This window comes from uncultured Methanobrevibacter sp., assembly GCF_902774605.1.
Taxonomy (GTDB): domain Archaea; phylum Methanobacteriota; class Methanobacteria; order Methanobacteriales; family Methanobacteriaceae; genus Methanocatella.
Genome location: NZ_CACYJE010000006.1, coordinates 22432 through 45602, shown reverse-complemented (window position 1 = coordinate 45602; position 23171 = coordinate 22432). Strand labels below are relative to the sequence as shown.

Sequence of the window (23171 nt, the reverse complement as noted above, 5' to 3'; positions counted from 1 at the left end):
AGTTTTGTTAAAAGATATTTAGTATATCTTTTTAACATCACTTGGTTTAATTGTAATATCTTTACGCCTGTACCTAACAGAGATGTCATCACCGTTAATTGCATAGACTTGGCTGGAATAGGTTTCGCCTAAGTGATTGTATATAATTTCATCGCCCTTCTTGAGCACGACTTCATTATTGTTCAGTGTGATTTTTATATTGTCCCTTGCAGGCTTGCTTCTGATTGAGCCGATATCTGCCTGTGCAGGTTCAACTTCAGGTGAGTTTTTAGCCATGTTGAACACTCTTCTGGTGTTCTCTTCCCTTAGCTTTTGGGTGTAGTCGAGGTCATGTAATTCATCATAGCTTGCTTCAACGTCCAAGTGGGTTTCGTTGATTATAGGCTCGTATTCATCGTATTCGTTGACGTTTCTAATGTAGGATTCCTGCGGCTCGTCCATCTCTGGGATTTCTTCGGTTTCAGGGGATAATTTGTCCTTGACTTCCTGGAAGATTTTTGATCCCTTGATTTTGCGTGTGAACTTGTCAATGTCTTTCCTGTAATCCAGGTCCATGGTGTCTGCTTCTTCTTCTTTCTCTTCGCCGAACAGGTCAGCATCATCGATTGATGCTCCTAGCTTGTAATCCTTGTTTTTATCGACTTTGCTTGGGGTTTTAAGTGTCGGTTCGGAGATTTCCTCCTTGTTTTCCTGGTCAAGCAGGACGTTGGTGATGTCCTTTTCTTCAGCGATGCTTTCCACTTTTTCCTCGCTTTCCTTTGAAGCGGTGCTGATTGCATCGTCAATGTCCTTTTGTGATGCGAGTGAAGGGGTTTCCTCTTCCTTGATGGTTTCACTGATCTTTTCTTCTTTTTCATCATTGATTACTTCTTCAATCAATGGTTCTTCAGTCTTGTTCTTGATGCTTTCCTTAATCTGTCTTAATTCAGCGTCCTCTTCATCCTTGTTAATTTTTTGAGATTCTTTTTCTCTTTCACTGTCTTTTCTTTTTGATTCCTTAATCAATTCGTCGATTGTGAACAGGTCTTTTAATTCGGTTGTGTCTTTGTTATTTTGAGTCATAATATCCATCTGGCTTTGTTTAATTGGTTCTTGAAATTTTTCAACATTATTATCATAATTTATAAGTATTTGATTTTGAGATTCGTATTCGAAACTTTTTAAGTTGTTGTTTTCAACTTCTACTTCAGGCACAATGTAAACATCGTTTTTAGGGGATGTTTCAGTGGTTCTTGCGAAAATGGCGCCTGTGCTTTGTTGGGATGTGCTTGGGGATAAACTACGTCGCTCTCGTGAAGGATTTTCATTTTTATTGCTGCTGATTGCACCGATGGTGTTTTTGCCAGTGTTCAATGCCTTGCTTATACTTTCCGTACTTGGAAGTATTGATCCTTCATCCTTCTCTAACTCATCGCCTTTATAGTGCAGTTTAACTATTATTATCGCTATGATTGCGATGAGAGCTATAGTTATCCAAAGTATTATGGTAATGTCATTCATTATTTCCCAACCCTTTATATTGTATATATTATTTATGTTATTTTCATTAATTTAAATATTTTTATAGGATTTAAATTTTTCACCACAATCCCTCAAATTCCACAATGCTGATTAATATTCATTATTTGATGATATTTTTTAATTATTTAAAGCCTTTGATCCATTCACGAATTGATTTTTCATATCCTGTCGGTTGGTGAGTGTTGATATTTTTCTATAATCAAATAAGAATTTTCAACGATTATATTTAAAACACTTATTTTATATATTGCGAAAATAAAATATAAATTAGATTAATATTTATGAGGATTAATCATGGTTGTTAAAATTAATGAGAACTATCTTAAACTAAAAAGCAGCTACCTCTTTGTGGAAGTGGCTAGAAGAGAAGCAGAATTTTCAAAAGCAAATCCTGACGCAGACATTATCAAAATGGGTATTGGGGACGTTACCAAGCCTTTAGTGCCTGCAGTGGTTGATGCATTCAGAAAAGCGGTAGATGAAATGGCAGATGGTGAAACATTCATGGGTTACGGTCCTGAACAAGGTTATGGGTTCCTAGCAGAGGCTATCATTAAAAATGATTACAACAAATACGGCATCGACCTTGACACTTCAGAAGTGTTCATCAGCGACGGTGCGAAATGTGACACCGGTAACATTCAGGAAATCTTCGGAATAGACAACAAGATTGCAGTCACCGATCCAGTATACACAGTATACGTAGACACCAACGTCATGGCCGGAAGAACCGGTGAAATGGGTGATGATGGAATGTATGAAGGCCTGACCTACCTCAAATGCAATGCTGAAAACGGATTCGTGCCGGCCCTTCCCGAAGAGCCTGTGGACATAATCTACTTATGCTACCCTAACAACCCAACAGGCACAACCTTGACAAAAGACCAATTAAAAGTATTTGTCGACTATGCAAGGGAAAACAATGCCGTGATACTGTTCGATGCGGCTTATGAAGTGTTCATCAACGAGGACAATGTTCCTCACAGCATCTACGAGATTGAAGGTGCAAAGGAAGTTGCAATTGAATTCAAGAGCTTCTCAAAAACCGCAGGATTCACAGGTACCCGTTGCGCATACACTGTTGTTCCTAAGGAATTGAAAGGATTCGACAGTGAAGGAAACGAAGTTGAAATCAACCCGTTATGGAACAGGAGACAAACCACCAAGTTCAACGGAGCATCCTATCCTGTGCAAAGGGCAGCTGAAGCAACATACTCTCCGGAAGGCCAGAAGCAAATCAGGGAAGTTGTTGACTACTACATGGAAAACGCTAAAATCATTCGCGAAAGCCTAAGCGACATTGGCCTTGAAGTCTACGGTGGAATAAGCTCACCTTACATTTGGGTCAAGACTCCAAACGACATGGACTCCTGGGACTTCTTTGACATACTGCTCAACGAGGCTAACGTTGTTGGAACTCCAGGTTCCGGATTCGGACCAAGCGGTGAAGGATACTTAAGATTAACTGCATTCAATACATTGGAAAATACTAAAGAGGCAATGGATAGAATTTCTAAACTAGAATTTTAGGTGTTATAATTGAAAGTAATAGAAAAACCAGTTGAAATAGAACAAGGGGACTCTTTTAAAATAATATTATCAAAATACGGTGCATTGGCACTTGACAAACAGGAAAACCTATCAGAACTAATCGGAGAAACAGTCGGTGACTTGGACATTGAAAATGGAATCGTCACCTTCGGGGACATTGAATTTCCAGCTCAGGTACTGGGATTCTACATGCAGGACGCCAACCAATGGTCATGGGCATGGGACAATGAGGACATCTTCGGAAATGAATTGATTGAAGCTGCAAATGAAATCAAGTCAATCGGTGAGCAATTCGACGTCAAGGAATTCACATCACCGGTTCTCAATGCCGATTTCAATGACTGCCACACATTGGCGATGGTTGCCACAGGCATATTGAACATGGATGCCTACTACGGCATTTCAGAAGATGGATTGGATATCTTCGTTTTAATCAAATCCGACCTGATTGAAGAGGTCGACTCCGCTAAAAAATTCAGGGACACATTCTACACTTTCCAGAAGAACTTTAACATTTACCCAAAAATCGCATTCGAATCATACACCAAGCTCAAGGGCTATGGTTTCAAGCCGCATGATGATTTCGCTCTTGCAAAAATCGGTGAAGCCCGTGTCATGGCAGGATACACTGAAAGGGGAAACATCACAAGGCTTTTGATATTCGGTGACGATGAAAGGTGAAATCATGGATGAGGATTTGGTTGAGGAAATAGAGTACCTGATTGAGCTTCTAACTAAATCCGGGTTTTTCTCAACCGATGAGATTGTGGAAATACTGGAGGACCAGTTCATCGAGGAGGAGATTGACTTTTCCAGCTACAATATCTCATTGCCCGATTCCTCAAACGAGAACTTCTCCAGATTGGAGAATGCATTTGCCAAATTGGCAGATGAGGACATCATTGCAATCCACAATTGTGGATTCGACATTGAGGAAGGTGTGGCCGATGCGTTTGAGCTGAATGTTCACCTCATCAACAACAAGCATCACTGCGAGGGCTTTTGCTTTTACACCTTCGAGGATGTTGAGGAATCCGTATGGGATGCCAAGCTCAAAATCACCTTCGGGGATTTCGAGAATGATGAGGATAAGGCATTAAAAATCGGCAGGACAGTTGCCGGGACTTTGAAAGAGGAAGGTTTCACCATTGACTGGGATGAGACTGTTAACAACCAAATAGAGATTAATCCTTTTAAATGGGATAAGTCATACGATGATGAAAAGGAATATGAAATTGAAGGGGCATATGAAACCTTCACACGGGATAAGGTGCTATGATGAATGTCAGGTCTTTAAAGTTAATTCGTGATGTAATAATAAATTCAGGCAAATGGACTTCCATAGAAATCGCTCATGATTCCATATACGTTGAGTTCAAGGATGTTGAGCTTGGAACTCCTAAAAAGAATAATGAGGAATTCTCATTGACTGCACGCTTTGCTGAGGATTCATTTTTCACAGCGTTTTACAATAACATATGGGATGTGGATTTCCTGTCAAAATACGATTTCAAAAACAAGCTTTTAAGCGAGGAAGTCTACTTTGAAGTCAAAGACATCAAGTTCATTGATTTCGAGTACTTGAACACTTTCTTCTATAACTACAAGAAGGACAAGACAGTTTCCAGCATGGATGATTTCGACATTCACAATATCCGCAATGATTTTTTCATGCTTGTTGAGACAAAGGAGATTGCATTCGTCGTAGGGGGCAATCAGATGGATTTCTTCTCACCGTTCGAAAGGTTAGACGACGCTTCCCTAAGGGAATTGTCCAATGAATGGATGCTTTACTTCTTGAACTATCATATGAAGCGCAATCTCATAAAGGACCCTATGTGTGAGAATCATCCGTTAAAATATCCTAAAAAATAAATTTCGCTGTTTTTTCAAATGTCCATTAATCATGATGATTCAATGGATGTTTTTTAATTTCTTTTTTTCAATCATGATTAATCGATGATGCAATTTTTGATTTTAATGATTGATGTTAAAATTTACCATGTTCATTTTTTTCACTGATTTTCAAAAACCTTTTTAATAATAAATGATATAATAATATTGTTATGAAAATTTATCAAAATTTTCAACATTGATATTTAAGGAGTTATTAGATGACTTGTAGTATTTTAGTTGGTGGAGCATGGGGTGATGAAGGTAAAGGAAAATGTATCACCTACCTCTGTGACAATGACAAACCGGACATAATAGCTCGTGCAGGCGTTGGGCCAAATGCAGGGCACTCCGTTGAATTCAACGGTGAAAAATACGGTTTAAGATTAACCCCATCAGGTTTCGTGCATACAGACGCTAAACTCATGATTGGAGCAGGAGTATTAGTTAACCCGGATGTATTGTTCGACGAATTTGAAAAATTAAAAAAATACAACATTAAGGAAAGAATGAGCGTTGACCCAAGATGCGCAATCATAACAGAAGAGCACATGTCAAGGGACAAGGCCTCAGAACACCTTGCCAAAAAGATTGGTAGTACAGGTTCCGGATGCGGACCTGCAAACTCAGACCGTGTACTGAGAACCATAGGATTGGCAAAGGACTCACCAGTGCTTGAAGACTACATCACTGACGTGTCAGTTGCAGTCAACGAGGCTATCGACAATGGCGAGGAAGTGTTCATCGAGGGATCACAAGGTTTCGCCCTTTCACTTTACTATGGAACCTACCCGTTCGTAACCAGTAAAGACACCACAGCATCAACATTCGCAGCAGACGTTGGTGTTGGACCAACTAAAGTAGATGAAGTCATTAATGTATTCAAATCCTACATTTCCCGTGTTGGCGAAGGACCGTTCCCAACCGAAATGACTCAGGAGGAAGCTGAAAGCAAAGGCCTTGAGGAATACGGTGTAGTGACCGGTAGGCGTAGAAGAATCGGTTACTTCGACATGGAACTTGCTAAGGAATCATGCAGAATCAACGGTGCAACACAAATCGCATTGACCTGTGTTGACAGGTTATTCGATTGTGCACGTGTACAGGACTATGATCAACTGTCTGCTGAAACCAAGGCGTTCATCGAGGACATCCAAACCGAAACCGGTGTGCCTGTAACCATTATCTCAACCGGGCCTGACCTTAAGGACACTATTGACTTGAGAAAAGAATTGTTATAAATCTTTAAAGCTCATAATGTTCATTATGGGTTTTAACAACCACTTTTTTTTTAAGCTTATTGATTTTTAATTCAATGAATTCATGTTATTTTCACTTAAATATTATTCATCACTTTTATTTCATAATTTTAAGCTTTATCTGATTGTTATATGGTGCAAGTAGGCACTTGCACTCGAAAATATTTATAAATGCCTATTCACAGACATTAAAAACAAGTTTTGATAAAAAAGGATGTGAAATTATGAACGTGAATAAGATATTTGGAAATGTCGAGGAGATCTTAAGCGTGTCCCAAGTGGAACCGTATGTAATTGAAAAAGCCAATCCCGAAAACGGTGAAGTAGACAGCATTCCCGTAATGCAGCCGTCACTGGGAGGGTCAGCCTACTCATTATACCCTTGGTATGCATATTAAGAGGGGGCTTTTGACCAAATTTTATTGGTATAATATGATGAAAATTCAAACCACATAATGTCCAATGTTTGATTCAACCCAGTTTTAATGTTCAAAACCTTCACCGTTTCAGGAATAATATTATATGTTGCGGATGTAAATTATATATTATATGAACAAGAAAATTAAAAAGTTTATTCTGTTAATGTTGATCATGGCATGTTTCCTGGCCGTTTCAGCAGTTTGCGCTGAAGAGGCGGGAAATTCGACTGTTGCATCCTCATCCGCTTCGGATGAGGGTGTTAATGAACCACAGTCGATTTCATTGTCTCCTTCGAAACTGTCAACCACTTATGCTTCAGGAAAGGCCTTCAAGGTCAAGGCAGTTGATGCCAAGACAAAAAAGCCAGTTGGCAATGTCAAAATACTGTTGAAGGTATTCACTGGCAAAAAGCATAAGAAAGTGTCCGTCACCACCGATTCCAAGGGTGTTGCAAAATACTCCGCTTCTAAATTAAGCATTGGAAAGCATAAGATCATCGTCAATGTCAAGGACACTAAGCAGTACTCCGCCAAGTCAAAGACATCCATGGTTAAGGTGTCAAAGGCGAAGCTGAAAATCTCGGCGCCGAAGATTAAAAGCATCTATAAGCAGAACAAGAAATTCAAGGCAACAGTTAAAAACAAGGAATCAGGTAAGGCAATGAAGGGGATTCGAGTCCTCATGAAAGTCTTCACTGGAAATAAATATAAGAAATACTCTCTTAAAACCAACAAGAATGGGGTTGTAAGCATCAACACTAAAAACCTGAAGAAAGGCACACACAAGGTCACAGTCAATGTCAAGGCCACCTCTAAGGTAGGGAAGGCTTCTGCGAAAAGCAGCATCAGGACAGTTGACAACGCCAAGCACATCAAGCTTAAGGTCAATGGCCATACATTGGATGTCAGGCTTGAAAACAATAAGGCAACTAAGGAACTTCTAAACAGGCTTGAAAAGGGCGACATTAAAATCAAGGCCCGTGAATACGGCGGTTTTGAAAAGGTTGGAGGATTGGGCTTCTCACTTCCTGCAAGCGACAAGTACATATCCACCTCAGCAGGAGATATTGTGCTCTATGAGGGCAATCAGATATCATTGTTCTATGAGTCAAACTCATGGGATTACACTCGCATAGGCAAGGTTCAGAAAGTCACTGCAGCTGAATTGAAAAGTATTCTCGGCTCAGGTGATGTTACCTTGACATTAAGCTGTAAATGATTTGCATTTATACATTAGGGAATGCGGTTTCCGGCTCTTGGGGTAGGATAATCTTGAAAGATTGTCATGTGAAGCTTTTGCATCATTGCCCTCCTTTGAGTGAGCCCATTCCATAACTCATTTTTTTTTTAGCCAATTCATATTCCGGCAATCAGGTTTTTTCCTAAAATATATTACATTAGTCCTTTAAATATTATCCTATGTACCAAGACATGATAATCATTAGGGGAGCGAAAGTTCATAACTTAAAAAACATTGACGTGGACATTCCACTGGGAAAGATCGTGGCCGTAAGCGGTGTGTCCGGAAGCGGGAAATCCTCATTGGCACTGGGAGTCCTGTACTCAGAGGGGTCAAGAAGATACCTTGATGCCTTGTCAACCTACACCCGCAGAAGGATTTCACAATCCCGCAAGGCTCAGGTCGACCTGATACAGTATGTGCCGGCCGCACTGGCACTGCACCAAAGGCCGAACATCCCGAACATCCGCTCAACATTCGGAACCTCCACTGAGCTTTTGAACTCATTGAGATTATTGTACTCAAGATGCGGCAACTACACCTGCCCAAACGGTCACCTGCAGGAGCCGACACTCAATGTTGCCCGTGAAATCCCTATTGTTTGTCCTGAGTGCGGAGAGGAATTCTACGGATTGGGTGCTGAGGAATACGCATTCAACTCCGACGGTGCATGCCCGACATGCAGCGGAACAGGCTACATCAGGGACGTGGACGACACCACCCTTGTGGGCGATGAGACCAAGACCCTTGAGGAGGGCGCCGTTGACGCATGGAACCAGTTTGGAATATCATGGATGTACCATGTTGCAGGCGAGCTGGGAGTCCGATTGGATGTCCCATTCAAGGACTTGACCGATGAGGAAAAGGACATTGTCTACAATGGTCCTGCAGTCAAGAAATACATTAACATCCCATCAAAGAACGGCAAGCTATTCGAGCTGAATGCAGAGTATCGAAACGCCCACAAGGCAATCGAGGAGGCGTTAAGAAACGCCAAAACAGAAAAGGGCTTGACCAAAATCAACAAGTTCCTAACCACCAAGGTCTGCAGCGACTGCCACGGAACAAGGCTCAACGCCAGGGCCAACCAGACACTCCTCGGCGGTTTGACATTGTCCCAGGCATGCGAATTGAACCTTAAGGAACTCGTGCAGTGGATTCCGGAAGTCATTTCCAATTTGCCTAGCGAGGTTCGAAAGATGGCCGAGTCCATCGCCGAGGAATTCATGAACGACGCTAAAATCCTCCTGGACTTGGGATTGAGCTACATCTCCCTTGATAGGCCATCAAACACATTGTCCACAGGGGAATTGCAGCGTGTCCAACTGGCGAAGACCTTAAGGAACAGGACAACCGGGGTCCTCTATGTGTTGGATGAGCCGTCCATCGGATTGCACCCCGATAACGTAAACGGATTGATCAGTGTCATCCGCAAGCTGGTTGAGGATGGAAACTCCATCATATTGGTTGACCATGACACTAAAATACTCAGCATCGCCGACTACATGATTGAAATGGGTCCCCAAGCAGGGGCTGATGGCGGAAACATCATCGCCCAGGGCAGCCTAAAGGAGATTGAAATGAATCCTGACTCCCAGATTGCACCATTCTTAACAAACACTGAGAATGTCATAATCCGTGACAAGTCAGGGGATGTCTTCGAGAACGGGTCCATCAACATCAGGACAAATGAGATTCACAATGTGAAATCAATGGACATCAACATTCCAAAGGGTAAGCTCACGGTAGTCAGTGGAGTGTCCGGAAGCGGTAAGACCACGCTCCTGTTGGAGGCATTGTACCCTGCGGTAAAGGCAATCATCAATGGGGAGGAACTCTCAGATGAGATAGTGGACATTGACTGTGATGGCATCAAGAAAATCGACCTGATTGACAGCGTCCCGATAGGCAAGAACGTCCGCAGTACCGTTGCAACATACTCCAAGGTATTGGATGACCTGAGAAGGGAATTTGCCAAATTGACTGATGAGTACAAGATGGCTGACTTCTCATACAATACCGGCAAGTTGAGATGCGAGACCTGCAACGGCACAGGCAGCGTATCAATGGATGTTCAGTTCCTCCCGGATGTGGAGATAACATGTCCTGAATGCGACGGGCTCAGGTATGACAGGAAAGTGGAGGATATAACATATAACGGCCTCTCCATTGCAGACATCATGGGATTGACAATTGACGAGGCGCTTGAAGAACTGTTCGAGTTGGATAAGGTCACACGCAAACTGCAGAAGCTCTCCGATTTGGGATTGGGATATCTGACACTGGGTGAGGCCACTCCAAGCCTTTCCGGTGGCGAGGCGCAAAGGCTCAAGCTCGCATCAGAGATAGGCAAGTCACAGAAGAACTCCATATTCATATTCGATGAGCCGACAATAGGCCTCCACCCGCTGGACGTTAAAGTGTTGATTGATGTCTTCGACCATCTGATAGGCAAGGGAGCAACAGTCATCGTCATCGAGCATGACCTTGACTTGATAGCCAATGCGGATTACATCATCGACATCGGCATAGATGATGACTACTGGGGCGGCGATATACTTGCTTCAGGTTCCCTCAAGGATGTTATGAATGCTGAAAACAGCTTGACCGGAAAGTACTTGGCTGAAAAGGGATTGAAGGGGTGAATGTTATGATGGATGATATTGGAAGGTTCGGCTTCGGCTTCATGAGACTGCCATATAAGGGAGGAGACATTGACTTGGATGCGACCAATGAGATGGTTGACGCATACATTCAATCCGGCGGAAGGTTCTTTGACACTGCCTACCAGTACCTCGGCGAGAAAAGCGAATCAACCATAAGGAAATGCGTCGTTGAAAGGTACCCTCGAGATGAAATAATAATATCAGACAAGATGCCAGTCTACACCATGAAGATGAGCGACGACCCCTATGAGATTTTCGAGGAGCAGCTTGAAAGGTGCGGCGTTGATTATTTCGACTATTACATGGCTCATGACCCTGAAGACCGCTACTATGAGGGATTGTGCAGGAAACTTGACATTTTCAATGTGATGAAGGAGTTCAAAAGACAGGGAAGAATCAAAAAGCTCGGAGTGAGCCTTCATGACACACCGGAGGTCCTGGACAAGATCCTGACCGAACACCTTGAAATCGAGTTCGTACTGCTGCAGATAAACTACAAGGACTGGGACAGCTCATATGTCCAGTCCCGTGAATGCTACGAAGTCGCCACCAGTCACAACAAGCCCGTGTTTGTCATGGGCCCCATCAAGGGAGGTCAGCTGGCAAGGGTCAACAGGGATGTGAAAAGAGTCTTCGCCAGCCATAACGATTGGCCGCCGGCATTATGGGCATTGTCATTTGTGCTGAATCTGGACAATGTCGAGATGATATTGAGTGGAATGAGCACAATAGAGGAAGTGCATGAGAACATGGAGTTCATCCGCAATTTCAACAAATTGAACGAGGATGAAGTCAGAATCATTAATAAGGCAAGGGATTTGTTGGATAATCGTGGCGAAATCCAATGCACCACCTGCGATTACTGCAAGGGCCATTGCCCCAATGACATTCCAATATCCAAATGCTTTGACTTGTATAACCTGAACAAGAAATCCGACAGGCTGGACTCAAGCTATTATGATGAGTATGACCTCATCTGTCAGGAACATGGGAAGGCTTCAGACTGCAATGAATGCGGAGAGTGCGAGCAAACATGCCCTCAGCATTTAAAGATATCCCGTGAGCTTAAAAAAGTAGCCAACATTTTCGAATAAGGTAATTTGTGAGTTACTTTCCAGTTTATATACTCTTTTTTAACAATATTTTAGTATGAAAACTATATTTGACCATACTAAATTTGGAAGCCTGCCGGTTTCAAGCAGAATCATTAGAAACGGACTGTGGGAATCCCAAAACGATTCCGCAAAGGGATTGACACAGGAAATATATGACCGTTATGAGAAAATGGCTGAAAGCGATGTTGGAGTGATTGTCACCGAGCTGATTTCAATGTATGACCATGACCGGTTCAGCGACTACACCCACTACATCAACACTCCATCCTTCATAAGGGACTTCAAGGAAGTCACCGAAGTCGCCCATGAGCATCACGTTCCCATTCTTGCCCAAATAGGCTTTGTCAACTGCAATGTCAACGGCAAACAGATGATGGAAGTCAATGACTTGACAATCGAGGACATCCGAACCATCCAGGCGGATTATGTTGTGGCCGCTAAAAAGATAATGTTTGCCGGCTTTGATGGTGTCGAGCTATGCGTGGGGAATAATTTCTACCTCTCACGTGTCATGAATCCATTTGAAAACACAAGGGATGACGATTACGGCGGAAGCACATACAATCGCGTAAGGATGATTGTTGAGATTATCCAGCTGATTAAAAAGACCACTGACCTGCACGTGCACTGCAAGGTTAACCTGTACCAGGATGAGGATGATTCACTTGAGATATGCAGGATTCTTGCCGATAACGGTGCAGACAGCCTGCAGATTACCAAGTTCCTGTCCCCACAGTACTTCCGTAAGGGACAATCCAACCAGAACATGCTGGTTGATTTTGCAGACAGGGTTGCCCGCAGTGTAGACATTCCCGTGGTTTTGGGAGGGGGCCAATCCGGCCAGGATCAAATCAATGAACTTTTGAACAGCACGGAGATTGATTTCATTTCAATGCAAAGGCCATTTGTTAAAAATCCGGGATTTTTAAGTGAGTGGGTGGATGACCCTCATGCCAAATCAGAGTGCAAGACCTGCAATAACTGTTATTGGAAAAAGCAGAGTGTCTGTCTGATTGAATGACTTTTTTTCATATTTTTTTTAAGACATTCATGAAATCATTCATGAATCTTTCTCTTGTTTTTCTGTCCAATTCCAAAAGGGACAGGTAAGGATTCAGGTCTTCCAGTTCAACCAGCAATAATTTGCCATCCCGTGTCCTGCAGGCGTCCACTCTCTGTATTCCCTTTTCAATGTGGTTCCATTCAATGAATTTCAATGCAAACTCCTTGTCTTTCCTTGTGAAATCATACCTTTCAAGCTCCCAACGCTTTTCCTTATCCGGTGCGTATAGGGCATATTCCAGGGTATTGTTGATGAAGTAGAATGACACTTCATATTCAAAATCAATTGCAGGCTGTATTAGAGTGTTTTCAAGGTTTCTTTTCAATAATTCTTTCTTGTCAAGGAATTCAAGCCCGATGGAGTCTGCACCGTCTTTAGGCTTTATCACATACTTTTCGAAGTCTCCCAGAAGCTTGAGGTTTTCAATACTGTCTATTGTGGGGATGACCGGATAGTCCCTTGCTGTCAAATCGAGAAGGTATTGCTTGCCTTGCATATCTGCCTTTCCGGTGAACTCGTTGAATGTTTTAAGATTATCTGTTTTCACCCTTTCAACAAATTCATCATATGTTTTCCGAAATCCGCTGACGGGGCCTGTGTTTCTGAATACTATCAGGTCGGCTTCCTTTTCAAAGCTTTTCGAGTTTATGGGATGGCATAGGGCAATGTCGAATTCTTCTTTCAGCCTTCCGGTAATGTAGAGGTCTTCCTCATAGTAGTCTCTTCCCTTGGCATTGTAGTATAGGTCGGTTAGGTATAGTATTTTCATTGTTTGTATATTATTTTTTGCTTGTTAAAGTGTTTGCGGTGTCAAAAATATAAATATAACAATTGTTAATATTATTAATTGAAGGTGAATAAATATGGATTTCATAAGACAGACTGAAGTGATACAATGGAAAGACGGGGAATATCAAACAATCAAGGAAAACAGTGTCGATGACGAGTACACATACCTCTTCATCGACTATCTGCCTCCAAGGAAATTCTCCACATACCCAAAGGACCTTGAGGACTTTGCAGTCGGATACTGCCTTGGTGAAGGACTGATCAAGGATTACTCCGATATAGAATCAATCAATCTTGACGGGACAAACGTGCTGGTGTCAACCAAGCTCTCCCATGATCCTGAAGAGGACCTTGAACAGGAAGGAATCGTTCAGGAGAGAAAGGGAAACTGTGAACACGCATGCGTATGCAGGCTTTTGGAATACCAGGGAGTGAACTCCGACAATGCAGGGGGGATAAGGTCCGAGCTGAAGACCATAGAGCCAAACACTTCGGATTTGACAATCGATGCAACACAGGTGATTAAAGACATCAGGCATTTAACTGATGAGGCCAAAATCTGGCAGAAAACCGCAGGGGTGCACGTTGCGCAGCTTAAATGCGGGGATGAAATCATCATCCGGGAGGATGTGAGCCGTCATGTCGCAGTGGATAAGGTGATAGGGGCAGCCTCAAGGATGGGCCTTGACTTCAGCCGATGCTACATTTCATACAGTGGAAGGATGCCTGCGGACATGCTTATAAAAGTGATACGCGTCGGAGTGCCGATAATAATCTCCAATGCGGCGCCAGCTTCATCAGGAATTGACGTGGCCTCTGCCGGAAACATTACGATGATTGGTTTTGTGCGCGACAACCGCTTCACGGTCTATACTGCGCCTGAAAGGATTAATCTGAAAAAATAAGGATGGATTTAAAGTTCATCCAGGCTGAATGAACCTAAATCAAGCAGGTCAAAGGTTAAGATTTTCGGAGCAACGGTGACCTTGCCGACTCCAGTCAATATTTTATAAGCTTCCATCGCCTCAAGACAACCTATTAGGTTAGGTGTGGGTCCGATGACCGGCGGAACGCCTGAAGTGACATTCTTCAACGCTTCTATTGTTTCGCCATCCAATTCCTTTCCTTGTGAAGGCAGGTTGAACATTTCCTCATAGGTCTTGTCGCTGTTCGGCAGGAACACTGTGATCTGGCCTAATGTTCCATGAATCGCACCATGTATATAAGGGATGCCTTTTTCCAGGGCCTTGCGTGACACTATGACTCTTGTAAGGACATTGTCCAATGCGTCTATGACGATATCGGAGTCGCCGATGATTATGTCGATGTTGTCGCCGTCAACGTGCTCGTGGAATGCTGTCACCTTTACGTATGGGTTGATTAGCCTTACCTTGTCCGCTGCAACTGCGCTTTTGGATAATCCTAAATCTTTTAGGCTTGCTAGTGTTTGGCGGTTCAGGTTGGACAGGTCGAATGCGTCCTCATCAACAAGCACCAGTTCGCCGATGCCCATTCTTGCAAGCATTTCAATTGTCTCGCCGCCGATTCCTCCGCAGCCGATGACTGTGATTTTGGCGTCTTTGAATCTTTCCTGTTCGCTTCTTGTTACTATACTCATTTGGCGGGAAGCTATTTCCCAGTATCCGTCACCAATGTATCTTGTTGGCATATTTTTTCTCCTAAATGTTTCTTCTCAATTTTCTAAGGGCATTCATGAATGCGTCCAGTGCTTCATCATGGCTATTGAATCCGTGGCCTTCGATCAATCCGTTTTCATGAATGTCAATGTTTTCTAGTTCTAGTTTATCTTTGGTTTTATTAATAATTTCCAGTTGCTTTCCTGTGTCTTCGAGGTTTATCGTATATGGCAGCCGGTATGAAAACCGGCCCTCATCATAGTCGATGCTGATGTATTCATTATCATCAATTTCCGACAAATCTAGTGCAACTTTCCTAAAGCCTTGTCCTTTTAATTCATCATTGATTTGATTAAACTTATCATCAGATAGAATTTCACTGATGTTGTCCACTTCAACAATACCAACTTCCCCATTGTCACGGACTTTGACTATTTCGCAGGATGTGCCGGCCAGGATATAGTCCTCGCAATGGCTGATTCTGTCGATTTTTTCCCGGGTTGTGGGGGTGTTTGTGGGAATCCTTGTTGCAAGGCAGGTGGTTGACCTTGAATAGGGGACGTTGTTCGCATCCAGGTACTCATGAATCTCCCTGGAGGTCAGCTTGGCTTCAATGAATGGTGTCTTGAATCCCTTGGCATAGGTTATCAGTATTCCAGGCCTGTCAGCCACAAGGTCGCTTATGTTGTTGCCGTCGCAGATGAAATCAAAGCCTTCCTTTCTAGCTAGCCTTTCAATTTCCGAATACATGAGATTCCTGCAGGTGTGGCATCTGCTTGGAGCGTTTGAGAGGAATGATTCATCCTCGTAGAAGTCGATGTCGATTATCTCATGCCTTATCCCAAATGATTTCGCTGTCCTTCGGGCATGTTCGATAAATCCGGTTGGGAATAGGTGATTGTTGATTGTTATTGCCAAGGTGTCCCGGGCAACCTTTGACGAAAGGTATGCAATCAGGGTTGAATCGGCACCGCCTGAAAAGCCGATGGCCACTTTTTCATCCTTGAGGATGTCCTTAACAATATTGATCTTGTCTTGCAAATTCATTTTATCATTTAATCTATTTGTATTCTGAAATTTAAATAGGTTTAAGGGCATCGGATAGATGCCCTTTCATTGAAAATATTAATGCGTGTTTCATGTTTAAGGAGTTATTGTTTTTATCATTAATATTTCCATATAACTTGATTTTTTGGAGACTATTAATTTTTAATGGGTTAGATTAGATATCAAGACCTTTTCAAGTTATATTTTTTCAATATTGCCCGAGTATCATGGAAAAAATGGAATCCCTTCAAAACATGAACTATATAACAATAGTTATTTTTTCCATAAGATAAGTTAGTATTGCTGAGTATATAAATATTTTGGGTGGGAAGCTTTACAAATATTTAAAATGGATGGATTGAATTTCATCGTTTTGTGCAAGAATTCTCATGCTTTTCAAACCTGGGATGTTCTAAAACTTGAATGTCTGTAAATTATGCGGTTAGATTCACTGCATTAAAGAAATTTTAAATCTCGAAGCGGCTTTGCCCGCCTCATCCCTACTTGATCTTTTCAGGGTTTAAATTGTTTTTCCTGTTGAACTCCTTCAGGTATTTGACACAATCGCTGATTTTGGAGGCGTCATCACCATCGTACTTGCATTTGACGACATGGTGCTCCTTGCCTATTTTAATGAGCTCCATTGCTCCAACCTCATCATGGAAAGTGTCGTTGAACTCAGCCATCATGCCCTTGACGGTTATGTGGTTGAAATTGTCTCCTTTAAACAGGTCTTTGTCGAAATCGGTGTCATAATCCTCGATGACAATGGAATAGTCATCATAATCCATTGACTCACCGAATCCTTCATCAAATCCTTTTGGCGGATTGAACTCTGATATGTCAACCGCTGATGCGAAAGAAACGCTTAGCAACAGGCTGTTAAAATTAGAATTGATACCTTGATTATCCTCATTTTTCCACCTTGTTGTAATGTTTGTGTGTCATTTAATTTATGAGATATTGGTTAAAAAAATAGTGTAAAAAAAATAATTGAAGCAATCATGAAGATTGCTTTTTGAATTCTATTCGCTAAGATATAAGCTTATACCTTGGACGATTAAACCTATACCGATGAGTATTGGGGCGTATAATGGTTGGCCTATTGAAAGTCCTCCAAAGGCAAAGGACACTATACCTAAGATGATCATCAATACTGAAGCGATTTTGGATATTTGTGATCCTGAAATGAGACCTGTAACACCTGTTAAAATCATCAGGATACCGATTACATAGAATTGTAATCCTAAAAGGACGGATAATGCTCCAATATTAAATGTGAACGCTGCACCCACTATTATGGCTAGAATTCCGATAATGATGTTTAATGCAGAAAATCCACTTAGTATCAATGCTATACCTAGGAATACTAAACTTAACCCAATAAGAACAGTTAATGCTATTGAACTGAATATAGGACAAATGATGAAGATCAATCCTAAAATCACAGCCACTATTCCTGCTGCCTGGTTTTGTTCCATGTTTTTTCCTCCCAAAAATTGTTTCGTTCACTTTTTCAAGTGAAATCTAAAAAACTAAAAAAAGCAGTATGCTTTTCACATTAATATGTATATGTTTTAGATTATTTAATCATTGTCATGTTTTGAAATTCTAAAAAACCGGGTGTTCAAAACAAACAAAAAAAAGAAGTTAAAAAAAAAGAAGTTAATGAGAGGGTAAACTCTCATTTTTTCCCGGGTTTTATAGTCTGCAGCCGTAGCGTTAGAATAAATACAATCGCCATTATCACTGCTGTTACCTGCATCACGAATGCCATGGTATTTTGGATAATGAGGTTCACTGCATCTACAAATGTACTGTTGTCCTGAAGGTTGTCTACATTACCGACTTTCTGCAAGTAATTAGCAACATCCTGATGGAATTGTGCATCTCCTGAATGTTCAGGCGCATAAGTGTCGACAGCAGTGCCGATAGCACCCATAACTCCTAAGATTAGAATTATTCCGATGATTGCTGTACCCATTGATTCACCTAATGACTGACCGGTTGAATTAATACCGGATGCATTGTTCTGGCTTTCCGCCGGGACGTTGGCCAGTGAAATGTCTGTACATAATGCCATGATGAAACCGAGTCCTGCACCCAGCACGAAGAGTCCTGGCATTAAGGTGAAGAGTGTTGTGTCGAGTCTGAATTGATAGCTTAAAATCAGACATCCTATGATTGACATTATACATCCTATTGCAATGATTGTCTTGTGATTCAATTTTACGGTTAAACTAGGTGCTATGATTGCGAAAATAAGCAATCCTATAGTCAGTGGCAGTGTAGTCAAACCGGTGTTGAATGCGTTTAACTTCAGTACGCTTTGCAAGAACAGGGAAATTGCAAACAATGCCCCACCCATTGAAAGGTAACTTAATAATAAAACTAAAGTTCCAGTACGCAAGTTTCTGTCTTTAAATAAGTCCATATCAAGCAATGGCACTTGGCCATTTCTTTTTCTTCTGATTTCAAAGTATGCAAAGGCGGCCAATGCAACTAATCCTATGATGATTGTGACTATGCTGCTAGTGGTATCTTTGGTTAATGATAAAATACCTAGAACTAACAGGACAAGGCCTATAAATGAGATTATTGCACCTGTAATGTCCAAATCGTCTCTGGATTCGGTAGGTTTGAAATCAGGTATACTGTTTCTTAATATTAAAATTAGGAATACGATTACTAATTCAACTGCAAATCCGTATCTCCAACTGAGATAGGTTGTCATGATTCCTCCGAAGAGAGGGCCGATAGCTGCTGCAACTGCACCCATTACACCCACAATTGCCAATGCAACTGTACGTTTTTCACCGACGTATGTTCCACTGATCAGGGAAACGGTAGCAGGAAGCATTAATGCTCCAGCGACACCTTCGATCAATGACCATCCGAGGAATAGCATTGTGGCATTTGCACTTACTGCTGCGGTGAATGTACCTACACCGTAAAGTGCAGCACCTATTAGGAACAGTTTCTTCTTACCCACTATGTCCTGAAGTTTTGCGCTTAAAAGCATGAATGCTGCGGTAATGAGAGTGTAAAATGACATGATTGACTGAATTGTGCTCACATCAGTTTTCAGGTCTACAACAACCTGAGAGATACTCACATTCATGAATGTAGCATCCAAAGCTATAATGAAGGCGGCAAAAGCGATTACTAATAGTGGAGTCCAAGATGTTTCCTGGGCTGTTTCGTTCATTTTTTTTAATCCTCCAATTATAATTGTTAATATTTACATATAACAGACTTTTTTTGTCATTTTGGATATGTTTGATATATTATATCCTATTATTTTTTCTTTTTTTACTGTTTTATATAGTTTTTGTGACAATCATAGTAACCGTTAATGTTTCATGCTTGATTTATTGCTATTTCGTATTTGTATCAAAGGGATTATGGGCGATTAAGGTAAAAACTAAATGTGGAAGTATGTTTTTTAATCTTTTAAAACAATAATTGTGGTTTAATGGTGAATCATGTTGTAATTTAAGGTAAGAGCATAATGTAAAAAAAAGTTTAGGAGTTAGGATTTAGAATCCTAGGAATCCTAATATTAAAGATATGATGAATATGATTATTCCTATCTTCAATAATGTTTTCAAGCCTTTGAATACTGCATATACTATGAACAGTATTATTGCTATCCTAATAACATTCATTATCATGTTTTCCATCATTTTAATAGCCTCCTGTCGGTTTCCCTTTTGGGAATCAATTCTTAAATTCAACGTCATTTCATCGAAATCCTCGGCAAGGATTCATTGGCGCATGGACATTTCACCTCAACCAAGGGCTCGACAATTCTTAAATGGTTGTCACTTATTATTTTAGTCCCTGTTACTATTTAAAAGTTAATATGGTGCATTTGATGAGTAATTTCCTTTAGGGCAATTCATACGCAGGCAATGCAAGTCGCATTATTGCCTGCAAGTTGATGGTGTTTTAAGTAAAAAATAATTTTCACAGTTAATGAAACTCATGGACATTTCCAATCAGAAAGCATGGTGATGTTGTCTTTTTCATGATCGACTTTTTTTGAATTGTATGTCATATATTTAAAGATTTATCTCAATCATTCATTAAAATGGCGGTTTTTCAACATGTTTTTTAATATGGGTTGAATGTCAAGGTTAAATATATGTTTTGATATATTATATTATTATGGAAGTTTTGAAAGTTGTCTGTGAATTGGTCATTCCAATTTTAATTTTTGGAGTGATTTTTGCAGTTGGAAAATTTATTCATGCAAGATTATCGAATAGTGGCAGTAGAGTTTTAAACCCGAAGGAGTATTTCCCTGAAGAGGAACTTGAAACGTTAAGGCAGGTTTTCTACCTGATAATGATGATGATACTCTTTGTGTTCATATTGTACATCATGATGGTTCAGGCAAATGAGATAATTCCTATTGCTGTTTTACAGATCATATTATCAGTGTATATTGCTTTAACACTGGATTACAGCAAATGGTATAATAAGATATTGTTTTTCCTATTGGTGCCTTATGAATCAATAATTTTGCTTGTTTCAGGTGATTTTCTCAGTATCTGGCCGATTTATATAATTCATATTCTCGTTTATCTATACTTCATCAAGGTGTATTTCTCAAAATTCTGGAAGTATACCGAGACAAACGGTCTTGGAATCACTATTGTCCTATTGTTCACTATAGTTTTCGCCAGCTTCATCATCACTTTATTCGCTGAAGGCGTTGAGCCTTTAAATTCTGCTGTAATGGTTTCCAATGCATTTACAAGTAACGGTTATGCAGTGCTCGGTAAATCCGGAATCGGTAAGCTGACAAGTATAGTTCTGGTTTGGAGCGGTTACATCATATCTGGTGTAGGTACTGCAACATTGACTGCAGCCATCTTGATAAGGCATAATCAAAAACGTGAAAGGGAATTGAATGAACGTTTGGATGAATTGGAATCCCTGATAAAAAATAGTAAATAAGATATGGATTTATTCCATACCTTTTTCTTGTTTTTCTTTGCTTATTTTTTCAATTGAGCTAAATTCTCTTTTAACAGTTTATAAATGTTTTCCGCACCGATAATATCATCATCGCTGACATTCCAGCTTGAAGGGTAAAGTATGAATGGTTTTGACTGGTCTCCTCCGGCTCCGCCGTGGCTTCCAACCAATTCCTCGAATGCGCATACCTCATCGGCCTCCTCATCATAGAAACTGTTCACCAGGATGTCTGGTGTATGCTCGAATGAACTTGTTCTTCTCAGGTGCCTTGCGATATTGTCTCCGAATCCTTCAAGAGGGTTTTCGCCATCGATCTTGTCACTGTCCAGGTAGTAGGTTCCATTCTTTCCAATGGCCATGTCTCCGTGTTCCTGGGACTTGACGAGGATGAATCCTACATACTCATTGTTGATGAGTCCAGGTATCAGTTCAGGGAAATAGCCGTTAAGCTCCTCGTAGGTCAGTCTTCTGCTCCATTGTGTCAGGTAAATCATTGCAAGGTTTCCTGAAGCCAACACGATGACTTCGGAGTCGCTTAATTCCTGGGCTTCCTTTTTCTCATTCTCTATTTTTTTCTTTTTCCTTGCAAATGGAGTGTAGTCCCCTACAAAGTGATCATCGTTTGATGTCATCTTGGCGAACATTGTCATGTCTTCCGGAAGCAGGGATTTGACGAAGTCCTCAAAGGTTTGCCCGTATCTCTGGGTGAATGTGGCTCCGTTTGTCTGGCCGTGGTCGGATTGAATCACGAACTGGTAGTCCCTAGGGGAGTATTTGTTCGCATCGGTTAGGTGCTTGATTTGATCGTCCATCTGCTTTAGGGCTATCCATGCGTCACTGTCCCTCACTCCGGAGTGGTGGGCTATCTCGTCGTAGCCTAGGTAGGTTGAGTATGCAACGTCGATGTCCCCGACCATCATGTCCCCGATGAGTGTTGAAGTGTTGATTTCCCTCATGAACACGTTTGTGGCGCCCCTGGTTGGAATGTACATTATTCCACGGTTAATCCTTGGCCTGACGTTTCTTATTGAATGTGTGATCTGTGACCATATCTCCCGAATCATGTCGGCAAGGAACAACGCGACTATGCGTGCAAAGTTGCTTGGATTGGAGAATACTGAGTACCATGCCTTATTGTAGAGTTTGCCGAAGTCCATGATCTTACTGAATGTGAATATCACATTGTCGGTGTCTCCGGAAAACAGGTTGGACCTGCTTGCTCCGTTGTCGACGAGCAATCCGTCCCCGTTGGATATTCTCTTTTCCAGTTCAGGGACCTTGGTGATTCCTGAGCATTGCATCATCTGGTTGCCGTTGCTTTTCTCTATCCATCTGAATGCCACGATGCCTTCATTGTTTCCGTGAAGGATTCCCGCCTGGCTTGCACCGGTTTGGGATGACAGGTCGGTTTCCCACATTCTGAGTTTGTAATCGTTGCTTTCAATCATCCCTTTCATGGTCGGCATGACTCCCCTGTCAACGGCTTCAAGGAGAACCTTATGGGCGAGCCCGTCGATTTCAACGATTATGACTCCAGGATAATCCTTGACGCTGCCTTTCCTTTTCTTTTCAGCATCCCTTAAAACAGACCTGTAGTAGGAGCTGTCGTCGTTGATTGTTATCAATGAGGACAGTACGGTTGTGACGGCTGCCATTCCTAATGGTGCCAGGATTATTGCAGGGCCCTTGATTGCTATTCCAAACATTGGAGCGAGCAGTTGGAGAAGGAGCCCGTTGAGTATCAGTGTCCCCACTCCGAAGGTCAGGACCAGAAACGGCATGGCTATTCTTGTAAGGATTGGCCAGAGTATTGCATTGACCAGACCGAGGAACAGTACCAGAAGCAGTATGTCGCCGGAGTGGCTGACCTCGACCCCCAATCCTAAAAAGCTTATCAGGTATATTCCGATGATGTTTCCGATAAATACGATCAAACTTCTTTTCAAGCTTTTCTTAGGTGTTTGTTTTTCATTAATAATTTCCAT

The 23171-nt window shown here is 41.5% G+C and carries 21 protein-coding genes; 12 read left to right on the top strand and 9 right to left on the bottom strand.

What is annotated here, in order from left to right:
* Positions 1-18 precede the first annotated feature (18 nt).
* The gene (locus tag QZU77_RS02560) at positions 19-1500 is read right to left on the bottom strand and encodes an ATPase (RefSeq protein WP_295599561.1); all 1482 of its coding nucleotides are present in this window, start codon (positions 1498-1500) and stop codon (positions 19-21) included.
* A gap of 315 nt (positions 1501-1815) precedes the next feature.
* On the opposite strand from QZU77_RS02560, the gene QZU77_RS02555 reads away from it, so the two are divergent.
* The 10 genes from QZU77_RS02555 (at position 1816) to QZU77_RS02510 (ending at position 12685) form a co-directional block, all read left to right on the top strand.
* A complete protein-coding gene (locus QZU77_RS02555; protein ID WP_295599558.1) occupies positions 1816-3051 on the top strand; it encodes an LL-diaminopimelate aminotransferase in 1236 nt (411 codons plus the stop codon).
* Between the two features lie 9 nt (positions 3052-3060).
* The gene (locus QZU77_RS02550) at positions 3061-3753 is read left to right on the top strand and encodes a DUF6882 domain-containing protein (protein ID WP_295599555.1); all 693 of its coding nucleotides are present in this window, start codon (positions 3061-3063) and stop codon (positions 3751-3753) included.
* Between the two features lie 4 nt (positions 3754-3757).
* Positions 3758-4351 (top strand): DUF6891 domain-containing protein, encoded by a 594-nt coding sequence (locus QZU77_RS02545; protein ID WP_295599552.1) that lies wholly within the window; start codon positions 3758-3760, stop codon positions 4349-4351.
* Positions 4351-4947: a hypothetical protein gene (locus QZU77_RS02540; RefSeq protein ID WP_295599549.1), complete on the top strand. Its 597-nt coding sequence runs from the start codon at positions 4351-4353 to the stop codon at positions 4945-4947. The genes QZU77_RS02545 and QZU77_RS02540 overlap by 1 nt, the downstream gene beginning before the upstream one ends.
* A gap of 239 nt (positions 4948-5186) precedes the next feature.
* A complete protein-coding gene (locus QZU77_RS02535; RefSeq protein ID WP_295599546.1) occupies positions 5187-6206 on the top strand; it encodes an adenylosuccinate synthetase in 1020 nt (339 codons plus the stop codon).
* A 242-nt stretch (positions 6207-6448) separates the two neighbouring features.
* On the top strand, positions 6449-6622 hold the full coding sequence (locus QZU77_RS02530; RefSeq protein WP_295599543.1) for a hypothetical protein: 174 nt from the start codon (positions 6449-6451) through the stop codon (positions 6620-6622).
* Positions 6623-6815: 193 nt separating this feature from the next.
* The gene (locus tag QZU77_RS02525; RefSeq protein WP_295599540.1) at positions 6816-7862 is read left to right on the top strand and encodes a cyclophilin-like fold protein; all 1047 of its coding nucleotides are present in this window, start codon (positions 6816-6818) and stop codon (positions 7860-7862) included.
* Positions 7863-8062: 200 nt separating this feature from the next.
* Complete coding sequence (locus tag QZU77_RS02520; protein ID WP_295599537.1) at positions 8063-10528, top strand: ATP-binding cassette domain-containing protein; 2466 nt, start codon at positions 8063-8065, stop codon at positions 10526-10528.
* A 5-nt stretch (positions 10529-10533) separates the two neighbouring features.
* Positions 10534-11643: an aldo/keto reductase gene (locus tag QZU77_RS02515; protein ID WP_295599534.1), complete on the top strand. Its 1110-nt coding sequence runs from the start codon at positions 10534-10536 to the stop codon at positions 11641-11643.
* Between the two features lie 55 nt (positions 11644-11698).
* Positions 11699-12685 (top strand): NADH-dependent flavin oxidoreductase, encoded by a 987-nt coding sequence (locus tag QZU77_RS02510; protein WP_295599531.1) that lies wholly within the window; start codon positions 11699-11701, stop codon positions 12683-12685.
* A 7-nt stretch (positions 12686-12692) separates the two neighbouring features.
* Here the strand turns inward: QZU77_RS02510 and QZU77_RS02505 are convergent, their stop codons facing one another.
* Entirely contained in the window at positions 12693-13496 is an 804-nt protein-coding gene (locus QZU77_RS02505) for a hypothetical protein (protein WP_295599527.1), read from the bottom strand.
* Between the two features lie 94 nt (positions 13497-13590).
* On the opposite strand from QZU77_RS02505, the gene fdhD reads away from it, so the two are divergent.
* Positions 13591-14421, top strand: coding sequence for a formate dehydrogenase accessory sulfurtransferase FdhD (gene fdhD / locus QZU77_RS02500; RefSeq protein ID WP_295599524.1), 831 nt, complete (start codon positions 13591-13593; stop codon positions 14419-14421).
* 8 nt (positions 14422-14429) lie between these two features.
* Here the strand turns inward: fdhD and QZU77_RS02495 are convergent, their stop codons facing one another.
* The 6 genes from QZU77_RS02495 to QZU77_RS02470 all read right to left on the bottom strand — a co-directional run bounded on the left by QZU77_RS02495 (position 14430) and on the right by QZU77_RS02470 (position 19943).
* Positions 14430-15185, bottom strand: coding sequence for a HesA/MoeB/ThiF family protein (locus tag QZU77_RS02495; RefSeq protein ID WP_295599521.1), 756 nt, complete (start codon positions 15183-15185; stop codon positions 14430-14432).
* Positions 15186-15195: 10 nt separating this feature from the next.
* Positions 15196-16200 (bottom strand): 7-cyano-7-deazaguanine synthase, encoded by a 1005-nt coding sequence (locus QZU77_RS02490; RefSeq protein ID WP_295599518.1) that lies wholly within the window; start codon positions 16198-16200, stop codon positions 15196-15198.
* A gap of 500 nt (positions 16201-16700) precedes the next feature.
* Positions 16701-17075: a hypothetical protein gene (locus QZU77_RS02485; protein ID WP_295599515.1), complete on the bottom strand. Its 375-nt coding sequence runs from the start codon at positions 17073-17075 to the stop codon at positions 16701-16703.
* Positions 17076-17225: 150 nt separating this feature from the next.
* Positions 17226-17681, bottom strand: coding sequence for a DUF308 domain-containing protein (locus QZU77_RS02480; protein WP_295599512.1), 456 nt, complete (start codon positions 17679-17681; stop codon positions 17226-17228).
* A 203-nt stretch (positions 17682-17884) separates the two neighbouring features.
* On the bottom strand, positions 17885-19408 hold the full coding sequence (locus tag QZU77_RS02475; protein WP_295599509.1) for an MFS transporter: 1524 nt from the start codon (positions 19406-19408) through the stop codon (positions 17885-17887).
* 331 nt (positions 19409-19739) lie between these two features.
* Positions 19740-19943, bottom strand: a complete 204-nt coding sequence (locus QZU77_RS02470; protein ID WP_295599506.1) for a hypothetical protein — start codon at positions 19941-19943, stop codon at positions 19740-19742.
* A gap of 427 nt (positions 19944-20370) precedes the next feature.
* Between QZU77_RS02470 and QZU77_RS02465 the strand changes: the two genes are divergently transcribed.
* Positions 20371-21165: a hypothetical protein gene (locus tag QZU77_RS02465; protein ID WP_295599503.1), complete on the top strand. Its 795-nt coding sequence runs from the start codon at positions 20371-20373 to the stop codon at positions 21163-21165.
* A 41-nt stretch (positions 21166-21206) separates the two neighbouring features.
* Here the strand turns inward: QZU77_RS02465 and QZU77_RS02460 are convergent, their stop codons facing one another.
* Positions 21207-23171, bottom strand: a complete 1965-nt coding sequence (locus tag QZU77_RS02460; RefSeq protein ID WP_295599500.1) for a phage holin family protein — start codon at positions 23169-23171, stop codon at positions 21207-21209.

Excerpts from the sequence above, each read along its gene's own strand:
- QZU77_RS02490 (WP_295599518.1), bottom strand. The coding sequence starts at position 16,200 with ATGAATTTGCAAGACAAGATCAATATTGTTAAGGACATCCTCAAGGAT.
- fdhD (WP_295599524.1), top strand. The coding sequence starts at position 13,591 with ATGGATTTCATAAGACAGACTGAAGTGATACAATGGAAAGACGGGGAA.
- QZU77_RS02530 (WP_295599543.1), top strand. The coding sequence starts at position 6,449 with ATGAACGTGAATAAGATATTTGGAAATGTCGAGGAGATCTTAAGCGTG.
- QZU77_RS02515 (WP_295599534.1), top strand. The coding sequence starts at position 10,534 with ATGATGGATGATATTGGAAGGTTCGGCTTCGGCTTCATGAGACTGCCA.
- QZU77_RS02470 (WP_295599506.1), bottom strand. The coding sequence starts at position 19,943 with ATGACGTTGAATTTAAGAATTGATTCCCAAAAGGGAAACCGACAGGAG.
- QZU77_RS02480 (WP_295599512.1), bottom strand. The coding sequence starts at position 17,681 with ATGGAACAAAACCAGGCAGCAGGAATAGTGGCTGTGATTTTAGGATTG.
- QZU77_RS02545 (WP_295599552.1), top strand. The coding sequence starts at position 3,758 with ATGGATGAGGATTTGGTTGAGGAAATAGAGTACCTGATTGAGCTTCTA.
- QZU77_RS02510 (WP_295599531.1), top strand. The coding sequence starts at position 11,699 with ATGAAAACTATATTTGACCATACTAAATTTGGAAGCCTGCCGGTTTCA.
- QZU77_RS02525 (WP_295599540.1), top strand. The coding sequence starts at position 6,816 with ATGGCATGTTTCCTGGCCGTTTCAGCAGTTTGCGCTGAAGAGGCGGGA.
- QZU77_RS02560 (WP_295599561.1), bottom strand. The coding sequence starts at position 1,500 with ATGAATGACATTACCATAATACTTTGGATAACTATAGCTCTCATCGCA.
- QZU77_RS02540 (WP_295599549.1), top strand. The coding sequence starts at position 4,351 with ATGAATGTCAGGTCTTTAAAGTTAATTCGTGATGTAATAATAAATTCA.
- QZU77_RS02505 (WP_295599527.1), bottom strand. The coding sequence starts at position 13,496 with ATGAAAATACTATACCTAACCGACCTATACTACAATGCCAAGGGAAGA.
- QZU77_RS02465 (WP_295599503.1), top strand. The coding sequence starts at position 20,371 with ATGGAAGTTTTGAAAGTTGTCTGTGAATTGGTCATTCCAATTTTAATT.
- QZU77_RS02555 (WP_295599558.1), top strand. The coding sequence starts at position 1,816 with ATGGTTGTTAAAATTAATGAGAACTATCTTAAACTAAAAAGCAGCTAC.
- QZU77_RS02520 (WP_295599537.1), top strand. The coding sequence starts at position 8,063 with ATGTACCAAGACATGATAATCATTAGGGGAGCGAAAGTTCATAACTTA.
- QZU77_RS02535 (WP_295599546.1), top strand. The coding sequence starts at position 5,187 with ATGACTTGTAGTATTTTAGTTGGTGGAGCATGGGGTGATGAAGGTAAA.
- QZU77_RS02460 (WP_295599500.1), bottom strand. The coding sequence starts at position 23,171 with ATGGAAATTATTAATGAAAAACAAACACCTAAGAAAAGCTTGAAAAGA.
- QZU77_RS02475 (WP_295599509.1), bottom strand. The coding sequence starts at position 19,408 with ATGAACGAAACAGCCCAGGAAACATCTTGGACTCCACTATTAGTAATC.
- QZU77_RS02495 (WP_295599521.1), bottom strand. The coding sequence starts at position 15,185 with ATGCCAACAAGATACATTGGTGACGGATACTGGGAAATAGCTTCCCGC.